This is a genomic window from Janthinobacterium sp. GW460-12-1-14-LB5 (assembly GCF_059423585.1).
The window spans coordinates 184,625-203,012 of record NZ_JBWKYD010000008.1; the positions used below are offsets into that span (position 1 = coordinate 184,625).

The 18,388-nt window shown below is 64.0% G+C and carries 18 protein-coding genes; 13 read left to right on the forward strand and 5 right to left on the reverse strand.

Features of this window, described 5'->3' with window-relative positions; translation table 11 throughout:
* Positions 1-4 precede the first annotated feature (4 nt).
* Positions 5-913, reverse strand: a complete 909-nt coding sequence (locus AC07X6_RS10610) for a LysR family transcriptional regulator (protein ID WP_230540182.1) — start codon at positions 911-913, stop codon at positions 5-7.
* Positions 914-1,031: 118 nt separating this feature from the next.
* On the opposite strand from AC07X6_RS10610, the gene metE reads away from it, so the two are divergent.
* The 4 genes from metE to minE all read left to right on the forward strand — a co-directional run bounded on the left by metE (position 1,032) and on the right by minE (position 5,408).
* Positions 1,032-3,344 carry a 5-methyltetrahydropteroyltriglutamate--homocysteine S-methyltransferase gene (gene metE / locus AC07X6_RS10615; RefSeq protein ID WP_494790929.1) on the forward strand — a complete coding sequence of 771 codons (2,313 nt, stop codon included), beginning with the start codon at positions 1,032-1,034 and terminating at the stop codon, positions 3,342-3,344.
* Positions 3,345-3,552: 208 nt separating this feature from the next.
* The gene (gene minC / locus AC07X6_RS10620) at positions 3,553-4,302 is read left to right on the forward strand and encodes a septum site-determining protein MinC (RefSeq protein WP_230540180.1); all 750 of its coding nucleotides are present in this window, start codon (positions 3,553-3,555) and stop codon (positions 4,300-4,302) included.
* A gap of 37 nt (positions 4,303-4,339) precedes the next feature.
* Positions 4,340-5,155 (forward strand): septum site-determining protein MinD, encoded by an 816-nt coding sequence (minD, locus tag AC07X6_RS10625; RefSeq protein WP_034752889.1) that lies wholly within the window; start codon positions 4,340-4,342, stop codon positions 5,153-5,155.
* 1 nt (position 5,156) lies between these two features.
* Complete coding sequence (gene minE / locus AC07X6_RS10630) at positions 5,157-5,408, forward strand: cell division topological specificity factor MinE (RefSeq protein ID WP_034752886.1); 252 nt, start codon at positions 5,157-5,159, stop codon at positions 5,406-5,408.
* 3 nt (positions 5,409-5,411) lie between these two features.
* Here the strand turns inward: minE and AC07X6_RS10635 are convergent, their stop codons facing one another.
* A complete protein-coding gene (locus AC07X6_RS10635) occupies positions 5,412-5,915 on the reverse strand; it encodes a hypothetical protein (RefSeq protein ID WP_494790930.1) in 504 nt (167 codons plus the stop codon).
* 169 nt (positions 5,916-6,084) lie between these two features.
* Here AC07X6_RS10635 and AC07X6_RS10640 point away from each other — a divergent pair, with 169 nt between their 5' ends.
* The 7 genes from AC07X6_RS10640 (at position 6,085) to AC07X6_RS10670 (ending at position 13,671) form a co-directional block, all read left to right on the forward strand.
* Complete coding sequence (locus AC07X6_RS10640) at positions 6,085-6,774, forward strand: response regulator transcription factor (RefSeq protein WP_230540178.1); 690 nt, start codon at positions 6,085-6,087, stop codon at positions 6,772-6,774.
* 81 nt (positions 6,775-6,855) lie between these two features.
* Complete coding sequence (gene hemA, locus AC07X6_RS10645; RefSeq protein ID WP_230540177.1) at positions 6,856-8,130, forward strand: glutamyl-tRNA reductase; 1,275 nt, start codon at positions 6,856-6,858, stop codon at positions 8,128-8,130.
* 87 nt (positions 8,131-8,217) lie between these two features.
* A complete protein-coding gene (gene prfA, locus AC07X6_RS10650) occupies positions 8,218-9,294 on the forward strand; it encodes a peptide chain release factor 1 (protein WP_152257601.1) in 1,077 nt (358 codons plus the stop codon).
* Between the two features lie 185 nt (positions 9,295-9,479).
* Complete coding sequence (locus AC07X6_RS10655; protein ID WP_494790974.1) at positions 9,480-9,950, forward strand: disulfide bond formation protein B; 471 nt, start codon at positions 9,480-9,482, stop codon at positions 9,948-9,950.
* Between the two features lie 10 nt (positions 9,951-9,960).
* A complete protein-coding gene (gene prmC / locus AC07X6_RS10660) occupies positions 9,961-10,791 on the forward strand; it encodes a peptide chain release factor N(5)-glutamine methyltransferase (protein WP_494790931.1) in 831 nt (276 codons plus the stop codon).
* A 215-nt stretch (positions 10,792-11,006) separates the two neighbouring features.
* Complete coding sequence (gshA, locus tag AC07X6_RS10665) at positions 11,007-12,608, forward strand: glutamate--cysteine ligase (protein ID WP_494790932.1); 1,602 nt, start codon at positions 11,007-11,009, stop codon at positions 12,606-12,608.
* A 19-nt stretch (positions 12,609-12,627) separates the two neighbouring features.
* Positions 12,628-13,671, forward strand: coding sequence for a histone deacetylase family protein (locus AC07X6_RS10670; protein WP_494790933.1), 1,044 nt, complete (start codon positions 12,628-12,630; stop codon positions 13,669-13,671).
* A 6-nt stretch (positions 13,672-13,677) separates the two neighbouring features.
* On the opposite strand, the gene AC07X6_RS10675 is transcribed toward AC07X6_RS10670, so the two are convergent.
* Together AC07X6_RS10675 and AC07X6_RS10680 are read right to left on the reverse strand one after the other, a co-directional pair.
* A complete protein-coding gene (locus AC07X6_RS10675; RefSeq protein WP_494790934.1) occupies positions 13,678-14,460 on the reverse strand; it encodes a LytR/AlgR family response regulator transcription factor in 783 nt (260 codons plus the stop codon).
* Positions 14,447-15,712: a histidine kinase gene (locus AC07X6_RS10680; RefSeq protein ID WP_494790935.1), complete on the reverse strand. Its 1,266-nt coding sequence runs from the start codon at positions 15,710-15,712 to the stop codon at positions 14,447-14,449. Before AC07X6_RS10680 ends, AC07X6_RS10675 begins: the two co-directional genes overlap by 14 nt.
* Before the next feature lie 286 nt (positions 15,713-15,998).
* Here AC07X6_RS10680 and AC07X6_RS10685 point away from each other — a divergent pair, with 286 nt between their 5' ends.
* On the forward strand, positions 15,999-16,424 hold the full coding sequence (locus AC07X6_RS10685) for an organic hydroperoxide resistance protein (RefSeq protein ID WP_099377761.1): 426 nt from the start codon (positions 15,999-16,001) through the stop codon (positions 16,422-16,424).
* Between the two features lie 61 nt (positions 16,425-16,485).
* Here AC07X6_RS10685 and AC07X6_RS10690 read toward each other — a convergent pair whose 3' ends face one another.
* Positions 16,486-17,319 carry a type 1 glutamine amidotransferase domain-containing protein gene (locus tag AC07X6_RS10690; RefSeq protein WP_494790936.1) on the reverse strand — a complete coding sequence of 278 codons (834 nt, stop codon included), beginning with the start codon at positions 17,317-17,319 and terminating at the stop codon, positions 16,486-16,488.
* Positions 17,320-17,439: 120 nt separating this feature from the next.
* Between AC07X6_RS10690 and AC07X6_RS10695 the strand changes: the two genes are divergently transcribed.
* A complete protein-coding gene (locus AC07X6_RS10695; RefSeq protein WP_474293918.1) occupies positions 17,440-18,348 on the forward strand; it encodes a LysR family transcriptional regulator in 909 nt (302 codons plus the stop codon).
* The last annotated feature ends 40 nt before the right edge of the window (positions 18,349-18,388 follow it).

An 18,388-nucleotide genomic window follows, 5' to 3' on the forward strand; every position in this document is an offset into this window, starting at 1 on the left:
TTGATCAGGACAACAACTTGATACCATCGAGCGACGCCGCGCACTGTTCGCGTATCACGCTGACGAAATCGCGCACGTACGCCTTGTCCTGCAACGGCTCCGGCACGGACACATACAGGTCGCTCCACAAGCCGTGCTCGCCCACCGGGCGCGCCACCACATAATCGTAATCGACGTAATTCTTGATGGCCCAGTTCGGCAAGGCGGCGATGCCGCGCCGGCTCGCCACCAGCTGCAGCACGGCCACCGTCAGTTCCGCCGTGCGGCGTTCAAACTGGATGCCGGCCGGCCGCAGCACTTCGCGGATCAGGTCGATACGCTCTTCCGGCACGGGATAGGTGATCAAAGTCTCGCCCGTAAAATCGCTTGCCGCGAGGCGGCGCTGCGCCTGCAGCCGGTGCTTCTGCGCCATCACCACCAGCATTTCAAAACGGAACAGGGGAAACACGGTGAAATCGGGGCCATACGGCGAGCCGATCACGAGATCGGCCTCGCCCGAGCGCAGCAAGTCCGCCGGTTCGCTGTGAAAGCCGGAGACAAGATCGATCTCCACTTCCGGCCAGCGCTGGCGGAACGCATCCATCACGGGCATGAGCCAGTCGAAACAGGTATGGCATTCGAGCGCCACGCGCAGCTGTCCCTTGTCGCCCTGCGACAAACGCGCCACGTCGCGCTCGGCCAGCTCGATCTCGGGCAGCAGCTTGTCGGCCAGCTCCAGCAGCCGGCTGCCCGTGGCCGTAAACGCGATCGGCATCGACTTGCGCTCGAACAAGGGCGCCTTGTAGCGCTCTTCCAGCAAACGGATCTGGTGCGACAGCGCCGACTGGGTCAAATTGAGCAGTTGCGCGGCGCGCACCAGGCTGCCGGAGGAACGCAGGGCACTCAGGGTGCGCAGGTGGCGGATTTCTAGCATCGGGGAAATGACGTCTTTGCGTGAATTATTTTCATGTTATTCGACAAAATGTTTCGTTTTGATTATAGACCAAGTTGCCGCACACTCTAGCGCATTCACATTAAATCTCGATGACATCATGCCCATTCGTACCCACATCCTTGGCTTTCCCCGTATCGGCGCCGCGCGCGAACTGAAACGGGCGCTGGAAAGCCACTGGCGCGGCGAAGTCTCCGAGGCGGCCCTGGAAGCGACGGGCCGGCAACTGCGCGCGCGCCACTGGGCCCTGCAAAGGGACGCGGGCCTGGCCTGCGTCACCGTGGGCGACTTCGCCTTCTACGACCAGGTGGCCAGCCATATACAGCTGCTGGGCTGCGAACCGGCGCGTTTCCACTTTACGCCGGAGCAATCGCCGCTGGCGCGCTATTTCACGATGGCACGCGGCGCAGACGCGCACGCGGAACACGCGGACTGCGGCCACGCGCACCATGCACACGCCGCAGGCACTGCCGCGCTGGAAATGACCAAGTGGTTTGACACCAATTACCATTACCTGGTGCCCGAATTATCGCCGCAGACGCAATTTTCTCTGGCGTGCGAGCGGCTGCTGGCGGAAGTGGCCGAGGCACAGGCGCTGGGCCACGAGGTCAAGGCGGCCCTGATCGGCCCCCTCACCTTCCTGTGGCTGGGCAAGGAAAAGACGCCGGGCTTCGAGCGCCTGGCCCTGCTGGAACAGTTGCTGCCCGTCTACGGCGCCCTGCTCGACCGCCTGAAACAACAAGGCGTGGCCTGGGTGCAGCTCGACGAACCGATCCTGGGCCTGGACTTGCCCAATGCCTGGCGCAGCGCCTTCGAAAGCGCCTACTGGCAGCTGAACCAGGTGGGCGTGAATATCCTGCTGGCCACGTATTTCTCGCCGCTGGAAGAAAACCTCAGCCTGACGTGCCGCCTGCCCGTGGCCGGCCTGCACGTGGACGGCATCCGCGCGCCGCATGAATTGATCAGCGTGACGGACTGGCTGCCCGCGCATAAAGTCCTGTCGATCGGCATCGTCGACGGGCGCAACATCTGGCGCACCGACCTCGATGCGGCCCTGGCCGTGCTGCAGCCGCTGGCGGCCAAGCGCAACGGCCAGCTGTGGCTGGCGCCGTCATGCTCCTTGCTGCACGTGCCGTTCAGCCTGGAAGCGGAAACGGCGCTCGATGGCGACATCAAGAGCTGGCTGGCGTTTGCCACCGAGAAATTGACGGAAATTGCGCTGCTGAAAGGTGCGCTGGAAGGCCATCCCGACGATACCGCGCTGGCGAGGTCCCGCCGGGCCATCGCCAGCCGCCGCGCCAGCCCCCGCGTGCACCGTGCGGCGGTCGCGCAGCGCCTGCAGACGCTGTCTCCCACCGTCGACCGCCGCGATTCCGGCTTCCCGCAGCGCCAGGCCATGCAACGCGCGCGCCTGCGCCTGCCCGACTTTCCCACGACAACCATCGGCTCCTTCCCGCAGACGGCGGCCATCCGCGCCGCCCGCGCCAGCCATCAACGGGGCGAACTGGCCGTGGACGAGTATGAACGGCAGATGCGCGCCGAAATCGCCCACGCCGTGGCACGCCAGGAAGCGCTGGGCCTGGACGTGCTCGTGCATGGCGAAGCGGAACGCAAGGACATGGTCGAATATTTCGGCGAGCAGCTCGACGGGTTCGCCTTCACGCGCCACGGCTGGGTGCAATCGTACGGCTCGCGCTGCGTGAAACCGCCCGTCATCTACGGCGACGTGCAGCGCCCGGCCGCCATGACCGTCGCATGGACGGTGCACGCGCAAAGCCTGACGGATAAACCCATGAAAGGCATGCTGACGGGGCCCGTCACGCTCTTGCAATGGTCGTTCGCGCGCGACGACCAGCCGCGCGCCACGACGGCGCTGCAGATCGCCCTGGCCATCCGCGATGAGGTGCAAGACCTGGAAGCGGCCGGCATCGGCATCATCCAGATCGACGAGCCGGCCATCCGCGAAGGCTTGCCGCTGCGCCGCGGCCAGTGGGATGCCTGCCTGGACTGGGCCACGCGCGCCTTCCGCATCGCCGCTTCCGTGGTCAAGGACACGACGCAGATCCACACCCACATGTGCTACGCCGAGTTCAACGACATCCTGCCGCAGATCGCCGCCATGGATGCGGACGTCATCACGATAGAAACGAGCCGCTCGGACATGCAGCTGCTGACGGGCTTTGGCCAGTTCCAGTATCCGAACGAAATCGGCCCCGGCGTGTACGACATCCACTCGCCGCGCATCCCCACGACCGTCGACATGGTGAAATTGCTGCAAAAAGCCAGCGCGGTCATTCCGTCAGCCAATTTATGGGTGAACCCGGACTGCGGCTTGAAGACGCGGGGCTGGACGGAAACGGAGGCGGCCCTGAAAAATATGGTGGCGGCGGCGCGCCAGATGCGCGCGGCTTGACCCAGGAACAGCGCCGTCAGGGCGCATGTTGGGCTGCTTTCGGGGCGCCGCCCGTTTTTTTTGACCTGAAGTAGGTGTTGCCCTGCGGAATAGCACACTCCAGGCCCCTGATGCTGATTTTTTTGCAGTAGAATGCAAGAAATTTACTGCTCCCATTGTTGCCGTACGGAACATCTGGCCTGCCGCAGTTTCACTTTGATAAATGTTTATGTCCAAAAGCCCGTCGCAGAAGCCTATCGAAATCAAGATTTCCACCGTCGTTGCCGTTTCCGCCATCATGCATAGCGCCGATACGCAGGCACTCGATGCCGCCTTGCGCGACATGACGGGGGGCGTGGCCGATTTTTTCGAGGACGACCTGGCCGTGCTGGACGTGGCCGATTTGCCGCCTGGCAGCACGCCCATCGACTGGGCCGGCCTCGTGGCCCTGCTGAAAAAATACCGTTTGAATGCCGTGGCCGTGCGCAATGCGCCGGCCGACATGCATGACGCCATCCTGGCGCAAGGCCTGAGCCTCGACAGCGGCAAGACGCGCGACGATGCGCCGCCCAAGGATGGCCCCAAGGATTCCGCCACGGCCGCCGCCCAGTCGGGCGCCGAAGCGCAAGTGATGGTGATCGACACGCCCGTGCGTGCCGGCCAGCGCATTTACGCGCGCGGCTGCGACCTGATCATCACCGCCGTCGTCAACAATGGCGCCGAAATCATCGCCGACGGCAGCATCCACGTGTATTCCTCGCTGTACGGCCGCGCGCTGGCCGGCGCCTCGGGCAATCCCCAGGCGCGCATCTTCGCGCTGGCCATGGAACCGGAACTGGTCTCGATCGCCGGCGTGTACCGCACGTTCGAGGATGGTTTCCCCCCGGAAATGGCGCGCGGACCCGCGCAAATTCGTTTGGCTGGAGACAGAATCGATATACACTCTGTCAATCCGGTCACTCCCGTGAACCGCTCTTAAGCTGCACAATTCAAGAGATATCTGAAAAGGATTATTTGTGGCAAGAATTATTGTTGTGACGTCCGGCAAGGGCGGTGTCGGCAAGACGACCTCTAGCGCCAGTTTTTCCACTGGCCTGGCCATGCGCGGCCACAAGACAGCCGTGCTCGACTTCGACGTGGGCCTGCGCAACCTCGACCTGATCATGGGTTGCGAGCGCCGCGTCGTCTACGACCTGATCAATGTGATCAATAAAGAAGCGACCCTGAACCAGGCCTTGATCAAGGACAAACACTGCGACAACCTGTTCATCCTGCCCGCGTCGCAAACGCGCGACAAGGATGCCTTGTCGGAAGAAGGCGTGGAACGCGTGTTGAACGACCTGATCAACATGGGTTTCGAGTTCATCATCTGCGATTCGCCGGCCGGCATCGAGCATGGCGCGCTGATGGCGCTGACCTTTGCCGACGAAGCCATCATCGTCACCAACCCGGAAGTGTCGTCGGTGCGCGATTCGGACCGCATCCTGGGCATCCTGCAAGCCAAGTCGCGCCGCGCGCAGACGGGCGGCGAGCCCGTCAAGGAACATTTGCTGATCACCCGCTACTCGCCGAAACGCGTGGAATCGGATGAAATGCTGTCCTACCAGGACGTGCAGGAAATCCTGCGCATCCCGCTGGTGGGCATCATTCCGGAATCGGAACAAGTGCTGGCCGCCTCGAACCAGGGCAACCCGGCCATCCATTTCACGGGCACGGACGTGGCGCAAGCCTATGAAGACGTGGTCTCGCGTTTCCTCGGCGAAGAGGTCGAGTTGCGCTTTACCAACTATGAAAAGCCTGGATTACTCCAGCGCATTTTTGGGGCGAAGTGATATGGCCTTGCTTTCTTTCCTGTTCCCCCCCAAGCCGAAGACGGCCACCGCGGCCAAGGAACGCCTGCAAATCATCATCGCCCGCGAACGCAGCGGACGCGATGGTCCGGACTTCCTGCCCGCCCTGCACAAGGAATTGATCGCCGTCATTTCCAAGTACACCAAGGTGAATGCCGACGACATCAAAATCTCGCTGGACCGCCAGGGCAACCTGGAAGTCCTCGACGTCAACGTGGTGCTGCCGGACGCCTGATTTTTAATCCGGCCTGACCGTGAGCAATTCCTGCGCCACCGCGGCGCAGGCGTTCACGTGCTGGTTGCCGATCTGGCGGAATACGGCGTAGCCGATGGCTGCCGCCACCGCCTGGCCGGCAAACGGCACGAAGCGCGCCACCTGCTTGGTGGCAATCTTGACGCCACTGCGCTTGAGCAGGTGGAGGATCAGTTCGCGCGACACCAGTTTTCCCACCAGCATGCCGCCCATGCCCACCGCCGCGCGGTAGGCCATCATCTTGAACTGCGGGTTCAGGCGCTCGATCTGCTCGGGCGTGAGGCCGAATTCGTGGTTGATATCGTTGATCAGCATGGAAAACAGGCCGACATCCGACATCAGGTCGATGCCGGGAATAGGAATGGCCGAGGCGCCGGCCGACATCATGGCGCGCCGCTGCACCAGGCGCCGGCAACGTTCGCGCACTTGCTCGATTTCCGCATGACTGGCCGGTATCAGGGTCCAATCGGTAGTGCTCTTGTCTGGCATGGCCGCTTCTCCGCTGGTAGGGGGTAGATGAACAAGTGTAACGTAAAGGCCTGCGCTGCCGATTTCACTGGACACAGTTGCAATCTCTGTTATATTTCACTTGAGCATTCCTTAACATTACGATAAGCAGAGCGGACCGTCTGTTTGTTGCTACACACTCCAGCCCATTATGCGAATTGCCGTACTCGATAGCGACCATAGCCAGGCAGAACTGATCTGCCAGGTGCTCACCGCCGCCGGCCACGCTTGCCACGAGTTTCAGAGTGGCAAGGAAATGCTGGGGCAATTGCGCAAGGACAGTTGCGACATGCTTATCCTCGACTGGCATGTGAGCGATCTGGACGGCGCCGAAGTCTTGCGCCGTGCCCGGGAAAAACTGGCGCCCAAGGCGCCCGTGTTGTTTATGACCAACAGTTCCGGCGAGGACGACGTGGTGGCGGGCATGACGGCAGGCGCCGACGACTACATGATCAAGCCCCTGCGGCGCAGCGAACTGACCTTGCGCACCCAGGCGCTGCTGCGCGTGGCCTACCCGGCCCAGAATGGCGCCGAAAACTTGCAGTTCGGTCATTACACATTTGAAACCCGCCCCGGCCGGCTGCTGAAGGATGGCGAAGTGCTGGACGTGACGCACAAGGAATTCGCCCTGGCGCTGCTGTTTTTCCGCAACCTGGGCCGCCCCCTGTCGCGCGCCTACATCCACGAAGCCGTGTGGCAACGCGACACGGCCCTGCCCTCGCGCACCATGGATACCCACGTTTCGCGCGTGCGCAACAAGCTGCAGCTGAAACCGGAACACGGCTACCGCCTCGTGCCCGTCTACAGTTATGGTTACCGTCTGGAAAAACTGGGCGGCTGAACGGCGGCAAACGGCTGACCTGCTCAAAGCGCGGGCACAAAGCGTTATAATGTCGGCATAAGTCATCCCAACAGCCCTGAAATGCAACTGCTCGCCGTCGGTCTCAACCATACCACCGCCCCAGTGTCGCTCCGCGAACAGCTGGCGTTTGCGCCTGAGCATCTGGGTTCGGCGGTGATGGCGGCGCGTACCTGGTTCCAGCGCATCGATCTGCGCGACAACGACGAAGCGGCCATCCTCTCGACCTGCAACCGCACGGAACTGTATGCGGCCAGCCATGTGCCGAACCCGCTCGACGCGGGCGCGCATTTCCTGGCCGACTACCACAAGCTCAACTACAGCGAGCTGCGCCCCCACTTATATATGCTGCCGCAGCACGATGCCGTGCGCCACACCTTCCGCGTCGCCTCCGGGCTCGATTCGATGGTGCTGGGCGAAACGCAGATCCTGGGGCAGATCAAGGACGCCATCCGCACGGCCGACGAGGCGGGCGGCCTGGGCACGTATCTGCACCAGTTGTTCCAGCGCAGCTTTTCGGTGGCCAAGGAAGTGCGCAGCAGCACGGAAATCGGCGCCCACAGCGTGTCCATGGCGGCCGCCGCCGTGCGCCTGTCGCAACGCATCTTCGACAAGATCGCCGAACAGAATGTGCTGTTCATCGGCGCCGGCGAAATGATCGAACTGTGCGCCACCCACTTTGCCGCACAAAATCCGAAAAGCATCACGATTGCCAACCGCACCATGGAGCGCGGCGAGGAACTCGCGCACCGCTTCAACGGCACGGCCATCCGCCTGGCGGACCTGCCGGAAAAGCTGCACCAGTTCGACATCGTCATCTCGTGCACGGCATCGTCCTTGCCGCTGCTGGGCCTGGGCCTGGTCGAGCGCGCCATCAAGGCGCGCCGCCACAAGCCCATGTTCATGGTCGACCTGGCCGTGCCGCGCGACATCGAGGCGGAAGTGGGCCGTTTGAACGACGTCTTCCTGTACACGGTCGACGACCTGGGCAAGGTCGTGCAGACGGGCCTGGAAAGCCGGCAAGCGGCCGTGGCGCAAGCCGAAGCCATCATCGAGACGCGCGTGCAATCGTTCATGAGCTGGGTCGACGACCGCGCCATGGTGCCCGTCATCCAGCATTTGCATGAAAACAGCGAATCCTTGCGCCTGATGGAAGTGGAACGGGCGCGCAAGATGCTGGCCAAGGGTGCCGACATCGACGCCGTGCTCGAAGCGCTGTCGAAAGGCTTGACGGCCAAGTTCCTGCACGGCCCGCAGCAGGCGCTGCACCATGCGCAAGGCGACGAGCGCAAGCAGCTGGTCACCCTGCTGCCGAAACTGTTCCGCCCCCGCCGTTAGCGCAGCCCCGCTGGCCGCCCGCGCGGCCGCCCCCTGCCCGCCTGCCGGGCTTGCATCATCCCTACACTCTTTTTACCGCGAATCGCTATGAAACCATCCATGCTGGCCAAACTCGATCAACTGGCGAACCGCCTGGTCGAACTCGACGAACTGCTGATGCACCCGGACGCCACGTCGAACATGGACAGCTACCGCAAGATGACGCGCGAGCACGCCGAACTGGGCCCGCTGGTGGCCCTGTACCGTTCCTACCAGGAAGCGGGCAACGATATTGCGACAGCGCAAGAGATGCTGTCCGATCCGGACATGAAGGAATTCGCCCAGGAAGAGATCGAGGCAGCCAAGGCCACCATGGCGCAGCTGGAACGGGAACTGCAGACCATGCTGCTGCCGAAGGATGTCAACGACGAGCGCAATATCTTCCTGGAAATTCGTGCGGGCACGGGCGGCGACGAATCGGCCCTGTTCGCCGGCGATTTGTTGCGCATGTACACGCGCTTTGCCGAGCGCAACCGCTGGCAGGTGGAACTCGTGTCGTCGTCGGACTCCGACCTGGGCGGCTACCGCGAGGTGATCGTGCGTATCGTCGGCAATGGCGCGTATTCGAAGCTGAAATTCGAGTCGGGCGGCCACCGCGTGCAGCGCGTGCCGGCCACGGAAACGCAGGGCCGCATCCACACCTCCGCCTGCACGGTGGCCGTGATGCCGGAAGCGGACGAAGTGGAAGACGTCAACATCAACCCGGCCGACCTGCGCATCGACACCTACCGCGCCTCGGGCGCGGGCGGACAGCACATCAACAAGACGGATTCGGCCGTGCGCATCACCCACTTGCCGACCGGCATCGTCGTCGAATGCCAGGATGACCGCAGCCAGCACAAGAACAAGGCGCAGGCGATGAAAGTGCTGGCCGCGCGCATCAAGGACGTGCAATTGCGCGAACAGCAGTCGAAGGAAGCGGCCACGCGCAAGAGCCTGATCGGCTCGGGCGACCGCAGCGAGCGCATCCGCACGTATAACTTCCCGCAAGGCCGCCTGACGGACCACCGCATCAACCTGACGTTATATAAACTGGATTTCATCATGGATGGGGATTTGACGGAACTGACGAATGCCTTGGCGGCGGAGCACCAGGCGGAGCTGCTTGCCGCGCTGGGCGATTAAAAAGCGTCCATGGCGGCGTTGCATCGCCTGGCCGTACATTCGTACTGCCTGCGGCGCTGCGCCTTGCCCTGAACACTTTTTAAAGCGCCCAGCCAGATCAAGGGTTTAAGTAGCGGCTAAGCAATAAAAATCCGGCCTTGTGCGAAAATGACCAGCTCGATTCCATCCACCTCACCGTGTCGCCCATGAAAAATTCACGCACCGTCCTCCTGTCGATCGCCGCCCTGTGTTTCCTGATGCTGGGCGTGGCCATGTATTTACAGCATGCCATGAACATGGCGCCGTGCCCGCTGTGCGTGATCCAGCGCTACCTGTTCCTCGCCATCGGCGTCGCCTGCCTGGCGGGCGCCGCCGCCCACCGCCCGAAAATCGGCGCCGGCATCGGCGTGCTGGCGGCCCTGGGCGGCCTGGGCGTGGGCGCCAAGCATCTGTACGTGCTGGCCAACCCCGGCTTCTCCTGCGGCATCGACCCGGTGGAAACGGCGCTGAACAAGATTTTCACGGCCGAACTCATGCCCTTCATGTTTGAATCGTATGGCGCCTGCGAAAATGCCGGCGAGCCGTTTTTCGGCCTGTCCATCCCGCAATGGGCGTTCATCTGGTTTGCCATTTTTACCGTAGGCCTGCTGTGGACACTGCTGCGCCGCAAGAAATAATAGACTATTCATGCCAGAAACACTGATACCCGCCGGCAGCACTGTCGGCGCCCTGCAAATCCGTCCGCTGCTCGATCCGCTCGACAACCGCATCCTGCTGGGCCACGCGCTGGGCCTGTCGCGCGTCTCGCTGATCACGCAATCGGAGCGAGTGCTCACTAACGAAGAAATCCAGCGTCTGTCAGTCTTGCTGGCGCGCCGCCTGCAAGGCGAGCCGATCGCCTACATCGTCGGCCAGCGCGAATTCTTCGGCTTGCCCTTTGAAGTCAACGAGGCCGTGCTGATCCCCCGCCCCGACACGGAAGTGCTGGTGGAACTGGCGCTCGAACGCCTGCCGCCCGGCGGCCGGGTGCTCGACATGGGCACGGGCAGCGGCGCCATCGCCGTCGCCCTGGCCTACACGCGGCCGGACGCCGTCGTCACGGCCCTGGACGTGAGCAGCGCGGCGCTGGCCGTGGCGCGCCGCAATGCCAGCGCCAACGGCGTCAACATCACCTTCATGGCCAGCGACTGGTTCGAGGCGCTGGGCACGGAAAAATTCGACCTGATCGTCTCGAATCCCCCCTACATCGCCAGCGGCGACCGCCACCTGGCCGAGGGCGACCTGCGCTTCGAACCGGCCGGCGCGCTGACCGACCATGCGGATGGCCTGTCGGCCCTGCGCACCATCGTGGCCGGCGCGGCGCGCCACCTGGCGACGGGCGCCTGGCTGCTGATGGAACACGGCTATGACCAGGCGGCCCAGGTGCGCGAGCTGCTGGCCGCTGCCAACTACAACAAAGTGCAAAGCTGGCGCGACCTGGCCGGCATCGAAAGAGTCAGCGGCGCCCGCCTGGGCTGACCGCGCCATCTGCGCAAAGCTTGACCCGGCGGCGCGCCAGATCCCCCCGCAGTTTGTTAAAATATCAAGCGAATTCCTGACCGAAGCGCCGCCCCCCTTGCCCGGGGCGGACGCTGGCGACGCGGCGTTTTTTGGGCCGGCGCCGACGCATTTGCCAAAATTCGGTTAATCTCAGCACAAATTATTTATATGCTGCACAAGAAAGGAAGCTCAAATTGCCCAACCTGTTGACTCGCCGCCTGGCATTGCTGACCGAAGATGCCAACCGCGCGCTGCTGGGCGGCTTGCGCGGCATCGAGCGTGAAACCCTGCGCGTCGACCATGCCGGCCATCTGGCTTCCACGCCGCACCCCGCCGCCCTGGGCTCGGCGCTGACGCACCCTGAAATCACCACCGACTACGCCGAAGCGCTGCTCGAATTCATCACCCCGGCCGAAACCGACATCGCCACGACATTAAGCAAGCTGGATACCGTGCACCGCCATGCCTACAGCCGCCTCGGCGACGAGTTGCTGTGGAGCCAGTCGATGCCCTGCCAGCTGCCGCCCGAGGAAGATATCGAGATCGCCAACTACGGCACGTCGAACATGGGCATGCTCAAGCACGTCTACCGGCGCGGCCTGGCCTTGCGCTACGGCAAAGCCATGCAATGCATCGCCGGCATCCATTACAACTATTCGCTCGACGAGCAGCTGTGGCAAGTGCTGGCCAGCCATCCGGACACCAGCGCCAGCCCGGCGCACGCAACCGCCACGCCGAAAGACGTGCAGTCGGAAAGCTATCTGGCGACGATCCGCAATTTCCGCCGCTACAGCTGGCTCTTGATGTACCTGTTCGGCGCTTCGCCGGCGCTTTCCAGTGGTTTCCTGCGCGGCCGCGCGCACAAGCTCGACACCTTGTCCGACGACACCCTGTTCCTCCCGTACGCCACCAGCCTGCGCATGAGCGACCTCGGCTACCAGAACGATGCCCAGTCCGGCCTGCGTCCGCACGAAAACAGCCTCGATGATTACGTCAACGCCCTGACGCACGCCGTCAACGACCCGTATCCGCCGTACGCGGCGCTGGGCACAAAGAAGGATGGCGAGTGGATACAATTGTCCACCAATGTGCTGCAGATCGAAAATGAGTACTATTCGACCATCCGCCCGAAACGCGTGATCCGCACGGGCGAGCGCCCCATCCAGGCCCTGTGCCTGCGCGGTGTGCAATACATCGAAGTGCGCTGCATGGATGTCGACCCGTTCGAACCGGTCGGCATCAGCCTGGAAACGGGCCGCTTCCTCGACGCCTTCCTGCTGTTCTGCGCGCTCGACGACAGCGCGCCTATTTCCGCCGAGCAAAGCGCCTGCTACACGCACAATTTCGCCCGCACCGTCAAGGAAGGCCGCAAGCCGGGCTTGAGCCTGCGCCGCGACGGCGAAGAGATCGGCTTGCAGGCGTGGGGCGAGGAATTGCTGGCGCGTATCGCGCCCGTGGCGGCCTTGCTCGACGCGCGCCAGGGCGGCACGCAGCATGCGGACAGCCTGGCGGCGCAAGCCCGTAAACTGGCCGACCCGGACGCGACGCCATCGGCGAAGGTCTTGGCCGAACTGCGCGCCAACGGCGGCTCGTTTGCCGCCTTCGGCCTGCGCCAGAGCGAACGCCACGCCGCCTGGTTCCGCGCGCATCCGCCCACACCCGGGCAAAGCGCGTATTTCGACCAGCTGGCGGAAAGCTCTCTGGCCGAGCAGCGCGCCATGGAAGCGGCGCCCGCCGGCAGCTTCGACGACTTCGTCGCCGCCTACCGCGCCAGCACCCTGTGCTCGCATACCTGACCTTGCGCAAAACGCCCCGATGCTGACCTTCTATAATGAATTGCACGGCCAGCACCGGGGCCGCTTCGAGATGTTTCGCGGCACCATGGTGCCCTGCTTCGAGACGCCGGAGCGGGCCGACATGGTGGTGGCCGAACTGGGACGGCGCAACCTGGGCCGCATCGTCACGCCGCACGGCGTGCCGCTGACGTCGCTGGAACGCATCCACACGCCCCGCTACCTGCATTTCCTGCGCCACGCCTGGCACGACTGGCTGGCGCTCGACCCGGATAACGCCAACAAGGATGCCTTGCCATCCGTGTGGCCCGTGCGCACCTTGCGCAGCGACATCGAACCGGACGACTTCACGGCCAAGCTGGGCCTGTACTCGATGGACAACGGCACGCCGCTGACGGCCGGCACGTGGACGGCGGCCAAGACGGGCGCCGACTGCGCCGTCAATGCGGCCCATGCGCTGCGCCTGGGCGAGCGGGCCACGTTTGCCCTGACGCGCCCGCCGGGCCACCATGCGGGCAGCGATTTCTTCGGCGGCTACTGTTTTCTCAACAACGCGGCCCTGGCCGCGCAGCATTTGCTCGACGACGGCGCGCGCAAGGTCGCCATCCTCGACATCGATTACCACCACGGCAACGGCACGCAAAGCATCTTTTACGGACGCGACGACGTGCTGTTCGCCTCCATCCACGCCGATCCGCGCAGCGAATACCCGTTTTATCTGGGCCACGCCGACGAGACGGGAAGCGGCGCGGGGCTCGGCTACAACGTCAATCTGCCGCTGCCGGCCGGCAGCACCACGGCCAGCTGGTTCGCCGCGCTGGAGACGGCTTGCCTGCGCATCAAGATGTACGCGCCCGACGCGCTGGTGGTGTCGCTCGGTGTCGACACCTTCGTGGGCGACCCGCTGTCGCATTTCTCGCTGCAAAGCGGCGACTACCTGCGCGTGGGCGAACGCCTGGCGCATCTGAACCTGCCCACAGCCTTCATCCTCGAAGGGGGCTATGCGGTAAAGGAAATCGGCATCAATGTCGTCAATGTGCTCGAAGGTTTCGAGACGGCGGACTAAACCGGCCTACATATTCCTGAACAAGGCCATGAACGGCTGGCTCACGGCCAGGGTTTCCGGCCGCGTTTTCAGGCGCAAGGCGCCACGGCCCACCTCGTCGCGCGTGACAGACGCCACCATCTTCATGTTGACGATGGTGGAGCGGTGGATCTGCTTGAAAATGGCCGGGTCGAGCACGTCGAGCAGTTCGCGGATCGGCTTGCGCAGCAGCGCCTCGCCCTCGGCCGTCATGACGGCCGTGTACTTGGTGTCGGATTGAAAATAGGCGATGTCTTCCACCATGATCAAACGCGTATCCTTGCCGCTGCTGGCCGTCAGCCACACCAGCGGCGGCGACTTGGCCGCCGCCGGCAAGACATGGCTCAATTGCTGCAGCAAGCCGGCCAGCGCGCCGTCGCCCGCGCGGGCCTTGCCGGCCCGCGCCTGCAGGCGCTGCAGGGTCGCCTGCAGGCGCTCGCGGGCAATCGGTTTCAATACATAGTCGACGGCGCCGTTATCGAAGGCATCGATCGCGTACTGGTCGTAGGCCGTGACGAACACCACCTGCGTGGCGGGACTCGCTTCCAGCGCGCCGGCCGCCACTTCCAGCCCCGTCAAGCCCGGCATGCGGATGTCGAGGAAGGCGATATCGGGCTTGCGCGTGGCGATGGCCTCGAGCGCCGTGCCGCCGTCGTCGCAGGCGGCGACGATGCGCAGGTCCGGCCACAGTTCACCGAGCATCGCCACCAGCGCGTCGCGCAGCAGGGTTTCGTCTTCGGCGATGACGCACGTCATTTCAGGCGCATGCATACGACACTCCTTGCGCCGTGCTGTCCGGCACCGTGAGGGTGGCCGTCACGCCATCGGGGAAATTGGCGACGATGGCAAACGCGGCGGCATTGCCATAGATCAGGCGCAGGCGTTCGCGCACATTGCGCAGGCCGATGCCCGTGCCGGCGCCGTCGTCGCTGAAACCCTTGCCGTCATCGGCCACCGTGACGATCACCGTGCCATTGCCGCTGCGCGCCATGATCCAGATGGTGCCGCCGCCGCTTTTCGGCTCCAGGCCATGCTTGATGGCGTTTTCCACCAGCGTTTGCAGCATCATCGGCGGCAGTTCCACCTGGCGCAGGTATTGCGGTACCTCAATCTGCAGGTTCAGGCGCCCGCCCATGCGGATTTTCAGGATGTCGAGGTAGGCGCGCGCCCGTTCCAGCTCCGTGCCCAGGGTCGACATGGCTTGCTCCGTGCGCGGCAGCGAGTGGCGCAAATACAGGATCAGGTTGCCCAGCATCTCGTCGGCGCGCACGGGGTCGCTGCGCGTGAGCAGCTGGGCGCTGGCCAGGGTGTTGTACAGGAAGTGCGGCTCCACCTGCGCGTGCAGCAGGCTCAGCTTGGCCACCGTGAGTTCCTTTTCCGTCACCGTCTGGCGCGCTTCGGCCTGCTCGCCGCGGCGGCGCTGCGCCACCCGGCGGGTGATCGCCCGCGTCACCGCTTCCGCGTTTTCCAGGTTGCTGCCATGGTCGACGAGGAACCAGTCGGTCCAGGCATTGCGCGCCGGCTCGCAGATCAGGGTTACGCTGCCCGCTTCGCCATTCGGCGTGACGGTGGCGAGGATCTGGTTCGGCCGCGGCTCGAGGAAACCCAGCACGCGCATGCGGGGCAAGCCCGTGTCCGTGTACGGCGCCGCGCGGCGCACGCGGGCTTGCACCTGCAGGCTGTCGCGCGCGCTCTCGACCACTTCGCTGCCGGGCAATTCGCGGATGGCCGCGTCGATCATGTCGAATGCCTCGCCCGCCTCGAACGGGATCTCGATCTGGCGCCGCTGGCGACTCGACAGGGTAGCCGCATTGACGTCGCCGGCGATCAGGCGCACCCGGCGCACATGCGAAAAGGCATTCGTGATGACGGCGCTGGCCAGCAGGGCGCCGACGATGACAAAAAAGCCTTCCGTGTGCCCGAAGATATAGCGCAGGAAGTTTTCGACCAGGAGGGCGGTGGCGATGATGTAGGTGACCATCGTCGCCAAGGTGAGACGGAGAATAAAAAAGAGGCTGGTCATGATTTTTTCCCTGGGGTGTGAAGTGGAGCCAAGCATAACCATCGGCCCCGGCGGCGATGGCCATTATGCGATGGAAGGCCAATACTGGCGACAAAGGCAAGAAAATAAAGCTTAAATAGGCGCCGCCACGAAATAAAATCGCTTGCAATTAAATAGCGCACGATATATATTGAGCACATGGACGCCGGAATTGCTTCTTCAGACGGACATCCTGGGGCTGCGGCCCACGAAACAAGTAGCACACTATTTAGTCGTTAACTATTTAATCAACACAAGGAAAACCATCATGTCGATCAAACAAGTGCTGTACCGCGCGCAAGCCACCGCCACCGGAGGCCGCGAAGGCCGTGCCGTCTCGTCCGACAATGTGCTGGACGTCAAGCTGACCACGCCGAAAGAACTGGGCGGCAATGGCGCCGTGGGCACCAACCCGGAACAACTGTTCGCCGCCGGCTACTCGGCCTGCTTCATCGGCGCCATGAAATTCGTCGGCGGCCGCGACAAGATCGCCGTGCCGGCGGACCTGTCGATCGAAGGCAATGTCGGCATCGGCGCCATTGACACGGGCTTCGGCATCGAAGTGGAATTGAAGATTTCGCTGCCGGGCATGGAACGCGCCGCCGCCGAAGCGCTGGTCGCCGCCGCCCACATCGTCTGCCCGTACTCGAACGCCACGCGCGGCAACATCGACGTCACCCTGACGATCGTGTAATAGCAGCAACACGTTGCGCCTCCCCGGCCGCGCCCCCCAGGCGCAGCCGGGGATTTTTGCTTCAGCGCAACGCCTGCAGCAGCTTGTCTGCCAGCGCGGGCGCCGAGGCGGGATTCTGTCCCGTGATCAATTCGCGGTCGACCACCACGTTGCTGGTCCACGGCGCCTGGTTCTGCACATACTGCGCACCGGCCGCCTGCAAGCCCGACTGCGGATAAAACTTCATCAATCCGCCCTTCAAGGCGCCCTGCGCCGCCGCCTCTTCCTCATTGCTGATCACCGTCATGCGGTAGCCGCTGTAGACCCAGTCCGTCGGCTTGGCCGGTGTCCGGCCCGCTTCCAGCGCGGCCGCAAATGCCTGCGCCTGCGGCAGGGCCGACAGCAGGGCGATGGGGCCATGGCACAGCAGCGCCGTCGGCTTGTTGTCTGCGTGAAACTGGCGCAGCAGCGCGCCCAGGCTGGCATCCTTCAGCAGATCCTGCATGGGCGCGTGGCCGCCCGGCACCAGCACGGCCGCGTAATGGCCATAACCGATCTGTTCCACCCGCTTCAGGCTGATCACGGGCGAGCGGCCCGGCACCGTCAGCGCCAGCTGGTCGAGCAAGGCCTTGTGCGCCGCGTGGGCCGCCGCGTCGCCGCCAAAATAGGCGTCCGTATCCGAGCTGGCGTCCAGGGTCGGCGCCTGGCCCTGTGGCGTGGCGAACGTCACCGTGTGGCCCGCGTCGAGCAGCTTTTTCACGGGCTGCATCAATTCATTCAGATAAAAGCCCGTCTGGAACACCTTGCCGTCGCGCAAATCGAGGTGATTCGCGTCCGACAGCACGACGAGAACCTCGGCCGCCTGGGCGCCGGAAAAGGCAGCCAGCAACAGGCTGCTGATGAGTAATTTTTTCATGGTGTGACCTTTCTGTGGAGAGGTCACCAGCATATTCCGAATCAAAATGCGGAAAAATGATCAATAATGCACAGCACTGATGCGGAATAGGACTGAATAGAAACGCTGAATAGGAATGATATGGACAAATTACAGGCGATGCAGCTGTTTCGCCGCGTGGCCGAGCTGGGCAGCTTTCGCCGGGCGGCCGACGAACTGGACCTGTCGGCCTCGTACGTGAGCCGGCGCATCGGCCAGCTGGAGCAGGAACTGGGCGGGCGCCTGATGACGCGCACCACGCGCCAGCTGGCTCTGACGGAAACGGGCGCCGCCTACCTCGAGCACTGCCGCAAGCTGCTCGACGAGCTGGCGCAGGCGGAGGACATGGTGGCCCACTCCACGGCACACGTGACGGGCCGCTTGCGCATCAACGCGCCGCTGACGCTGGGCGTGGGCGAGCTGGCCGAGGGCCTGGCCGATTTCATGGCCGACTGGCCCGCGCTGCGGCTGGACGTCGACCTGAAGGATGAATACGTCGACCTGGCGGCGGCCAACTACGACCTGGGCTTTCGCGTCACCACCGCGCTCACCGATTCAAGCTACGTGGCGCGCCACATCCACGACTACCGCCTGCACATCTGCTGCGCGCCCGCCTACCTGGAGCGCCATGGCCCCTTGGCCGAACCGACGGACCTGACGCGCCAGCGCTGCTTCATCTACAGCCACGCCCTGTTCGGCAACCGCTGGCCGCTGCGCCATGCGGGGCCGCACAGCGACATCGAGGTGCCGAACTGGGTGCGCACGAACAACACGCTGTTCATGCGCAGCCTGATCCTGCGCGGCCTGGGCATCGGCATCCTGCCCACCTTCGTCTGCCGCGAAGAGCTGGCCAGCGGCGCCCTGGTCGAGCTGTTCCCGGAAATCGAGCGCCCCAGCCTGGCGCTGTTTGCCATCTACCCGTCGCGCCAGCTGGTGGCGCCCCGCGTGACGCGCTGCATCGAGCACCTGAAGCAGTGGTATGCGCAGCGCTATCCCACGCCGGCGCCGTGAAGCCGGTAAAATCACGGCCACTCTCAATCAAGGATGCCCC

Bases quoted from the DNA above. Each gene is read 5' to 3' on its own strand.
- AC07X6_RS10635 (WP_494790930.1), bottom strand. From the start codon at position 5,915: ATGCCAGACAAGAGCACTACCGATTGGACCCTGATACCGGCCAGTCAT.
- AC07X6_RS10640 (WP_230540178.1), top strand. From the start codon at position 6,085: ATGCGAATTGCCGTACTCGATAGCGACCATAGCCAGGCAGAACTGATC.
- AC07X6_RS10680 (WP_494790935.1), bottom strand. From the start codon at position 15,712: ATGACCAGCCTCTTTTTTATTCTCCGTCTCACCTTGGCGACGATGGTC.
- AC07X6_RS10685 (WP_099377761.1), top strand. From the start codon at position 15,999: ATGTCGATCAAACAAGTGCTGTACCGCGCGCAAGCCACCGCCACCGGA.
- minE (WP_034752886.1), top strand. From the start codon at position 5,157: ATGGCCTTGCTTTCTTTCCTGTTCCCCCCCAAGCCGAAGACGGCCACC.
- AC07X6_RS10610 (WP_230540182.1), bottom strand. From the start codon at position 913: ATGCTAGAAATCCGCCACCTGCGCACCCTGAGTGCCCTGCGTTCCTCC.
- AC07X6_RS10670 (WP_494790933.1), top strand. From the start codon at position 12,628: ATGCTGACCTTCTATAATGAATTGCACGGCCAGCACCGGGGCCGCTTC.
- AC07X6_RS10690 (WP_494790936.1), bottom strand. From the start codon at position 17,319: ATGAAAAAATTACTCATCAGCAGCCTGTTGCTGGCTGCCTTTTCCGGC.
- prmC (WP_494790931.1), top strand. From the start codon at position 9,961: ATGCCAGAAACACTGATACCCGCCGGCAGCACTGTCGGCGCCCTGCAA.
- minC (WP_230540180.1), top strand. From the start codon at position 3,553: ATGTCCAAAAGCCCGTCGCAGAAGCCTATCGAAATCAAGATTTCCACC.
- AC07X6_RS10675 (WP_494790934.1), bottom strand. From the start codon at position 14,460: ATGCATGCGCCTGAAATGACGTGCGTCATCGCCGAAGACGAAACCCTG.
- hemA (WP_230540177.1), top strand. From the start codon at position 6,856: ATGCAACTGCTCGCCGTCGGTCTCAACCATACCACCGCCCCAGTGTCG.
- AC07X6_RS10695 (WP_474293918.1), top strand. From the start codon at position 17,440: ATGGACAAATTACAGGCGATGCAGCTGTTTCGCCGCGTGGCCGAGCTG.
- AC07X6_RS10655 (WP_494790974.1), top strand. From the start codon at position 9,480: ATGAAAAATTCACGCACCGTCCTCCTGTCGATCGCCGCCCTGTGTTTC.
- prfA (WP_152257601.1), top strand. From the start codon at position 8,218: ATGAAACCATCCATGCTGGCCAAACTCGATCAACTGGCGAACCGCCTG.
- metE (WP_494790929.1), top strand. From the start codon at position 1,032: ATGCCCATTCGTACCCACATCCTTGGCTTTCCCCGTATCGGCGCCGCG.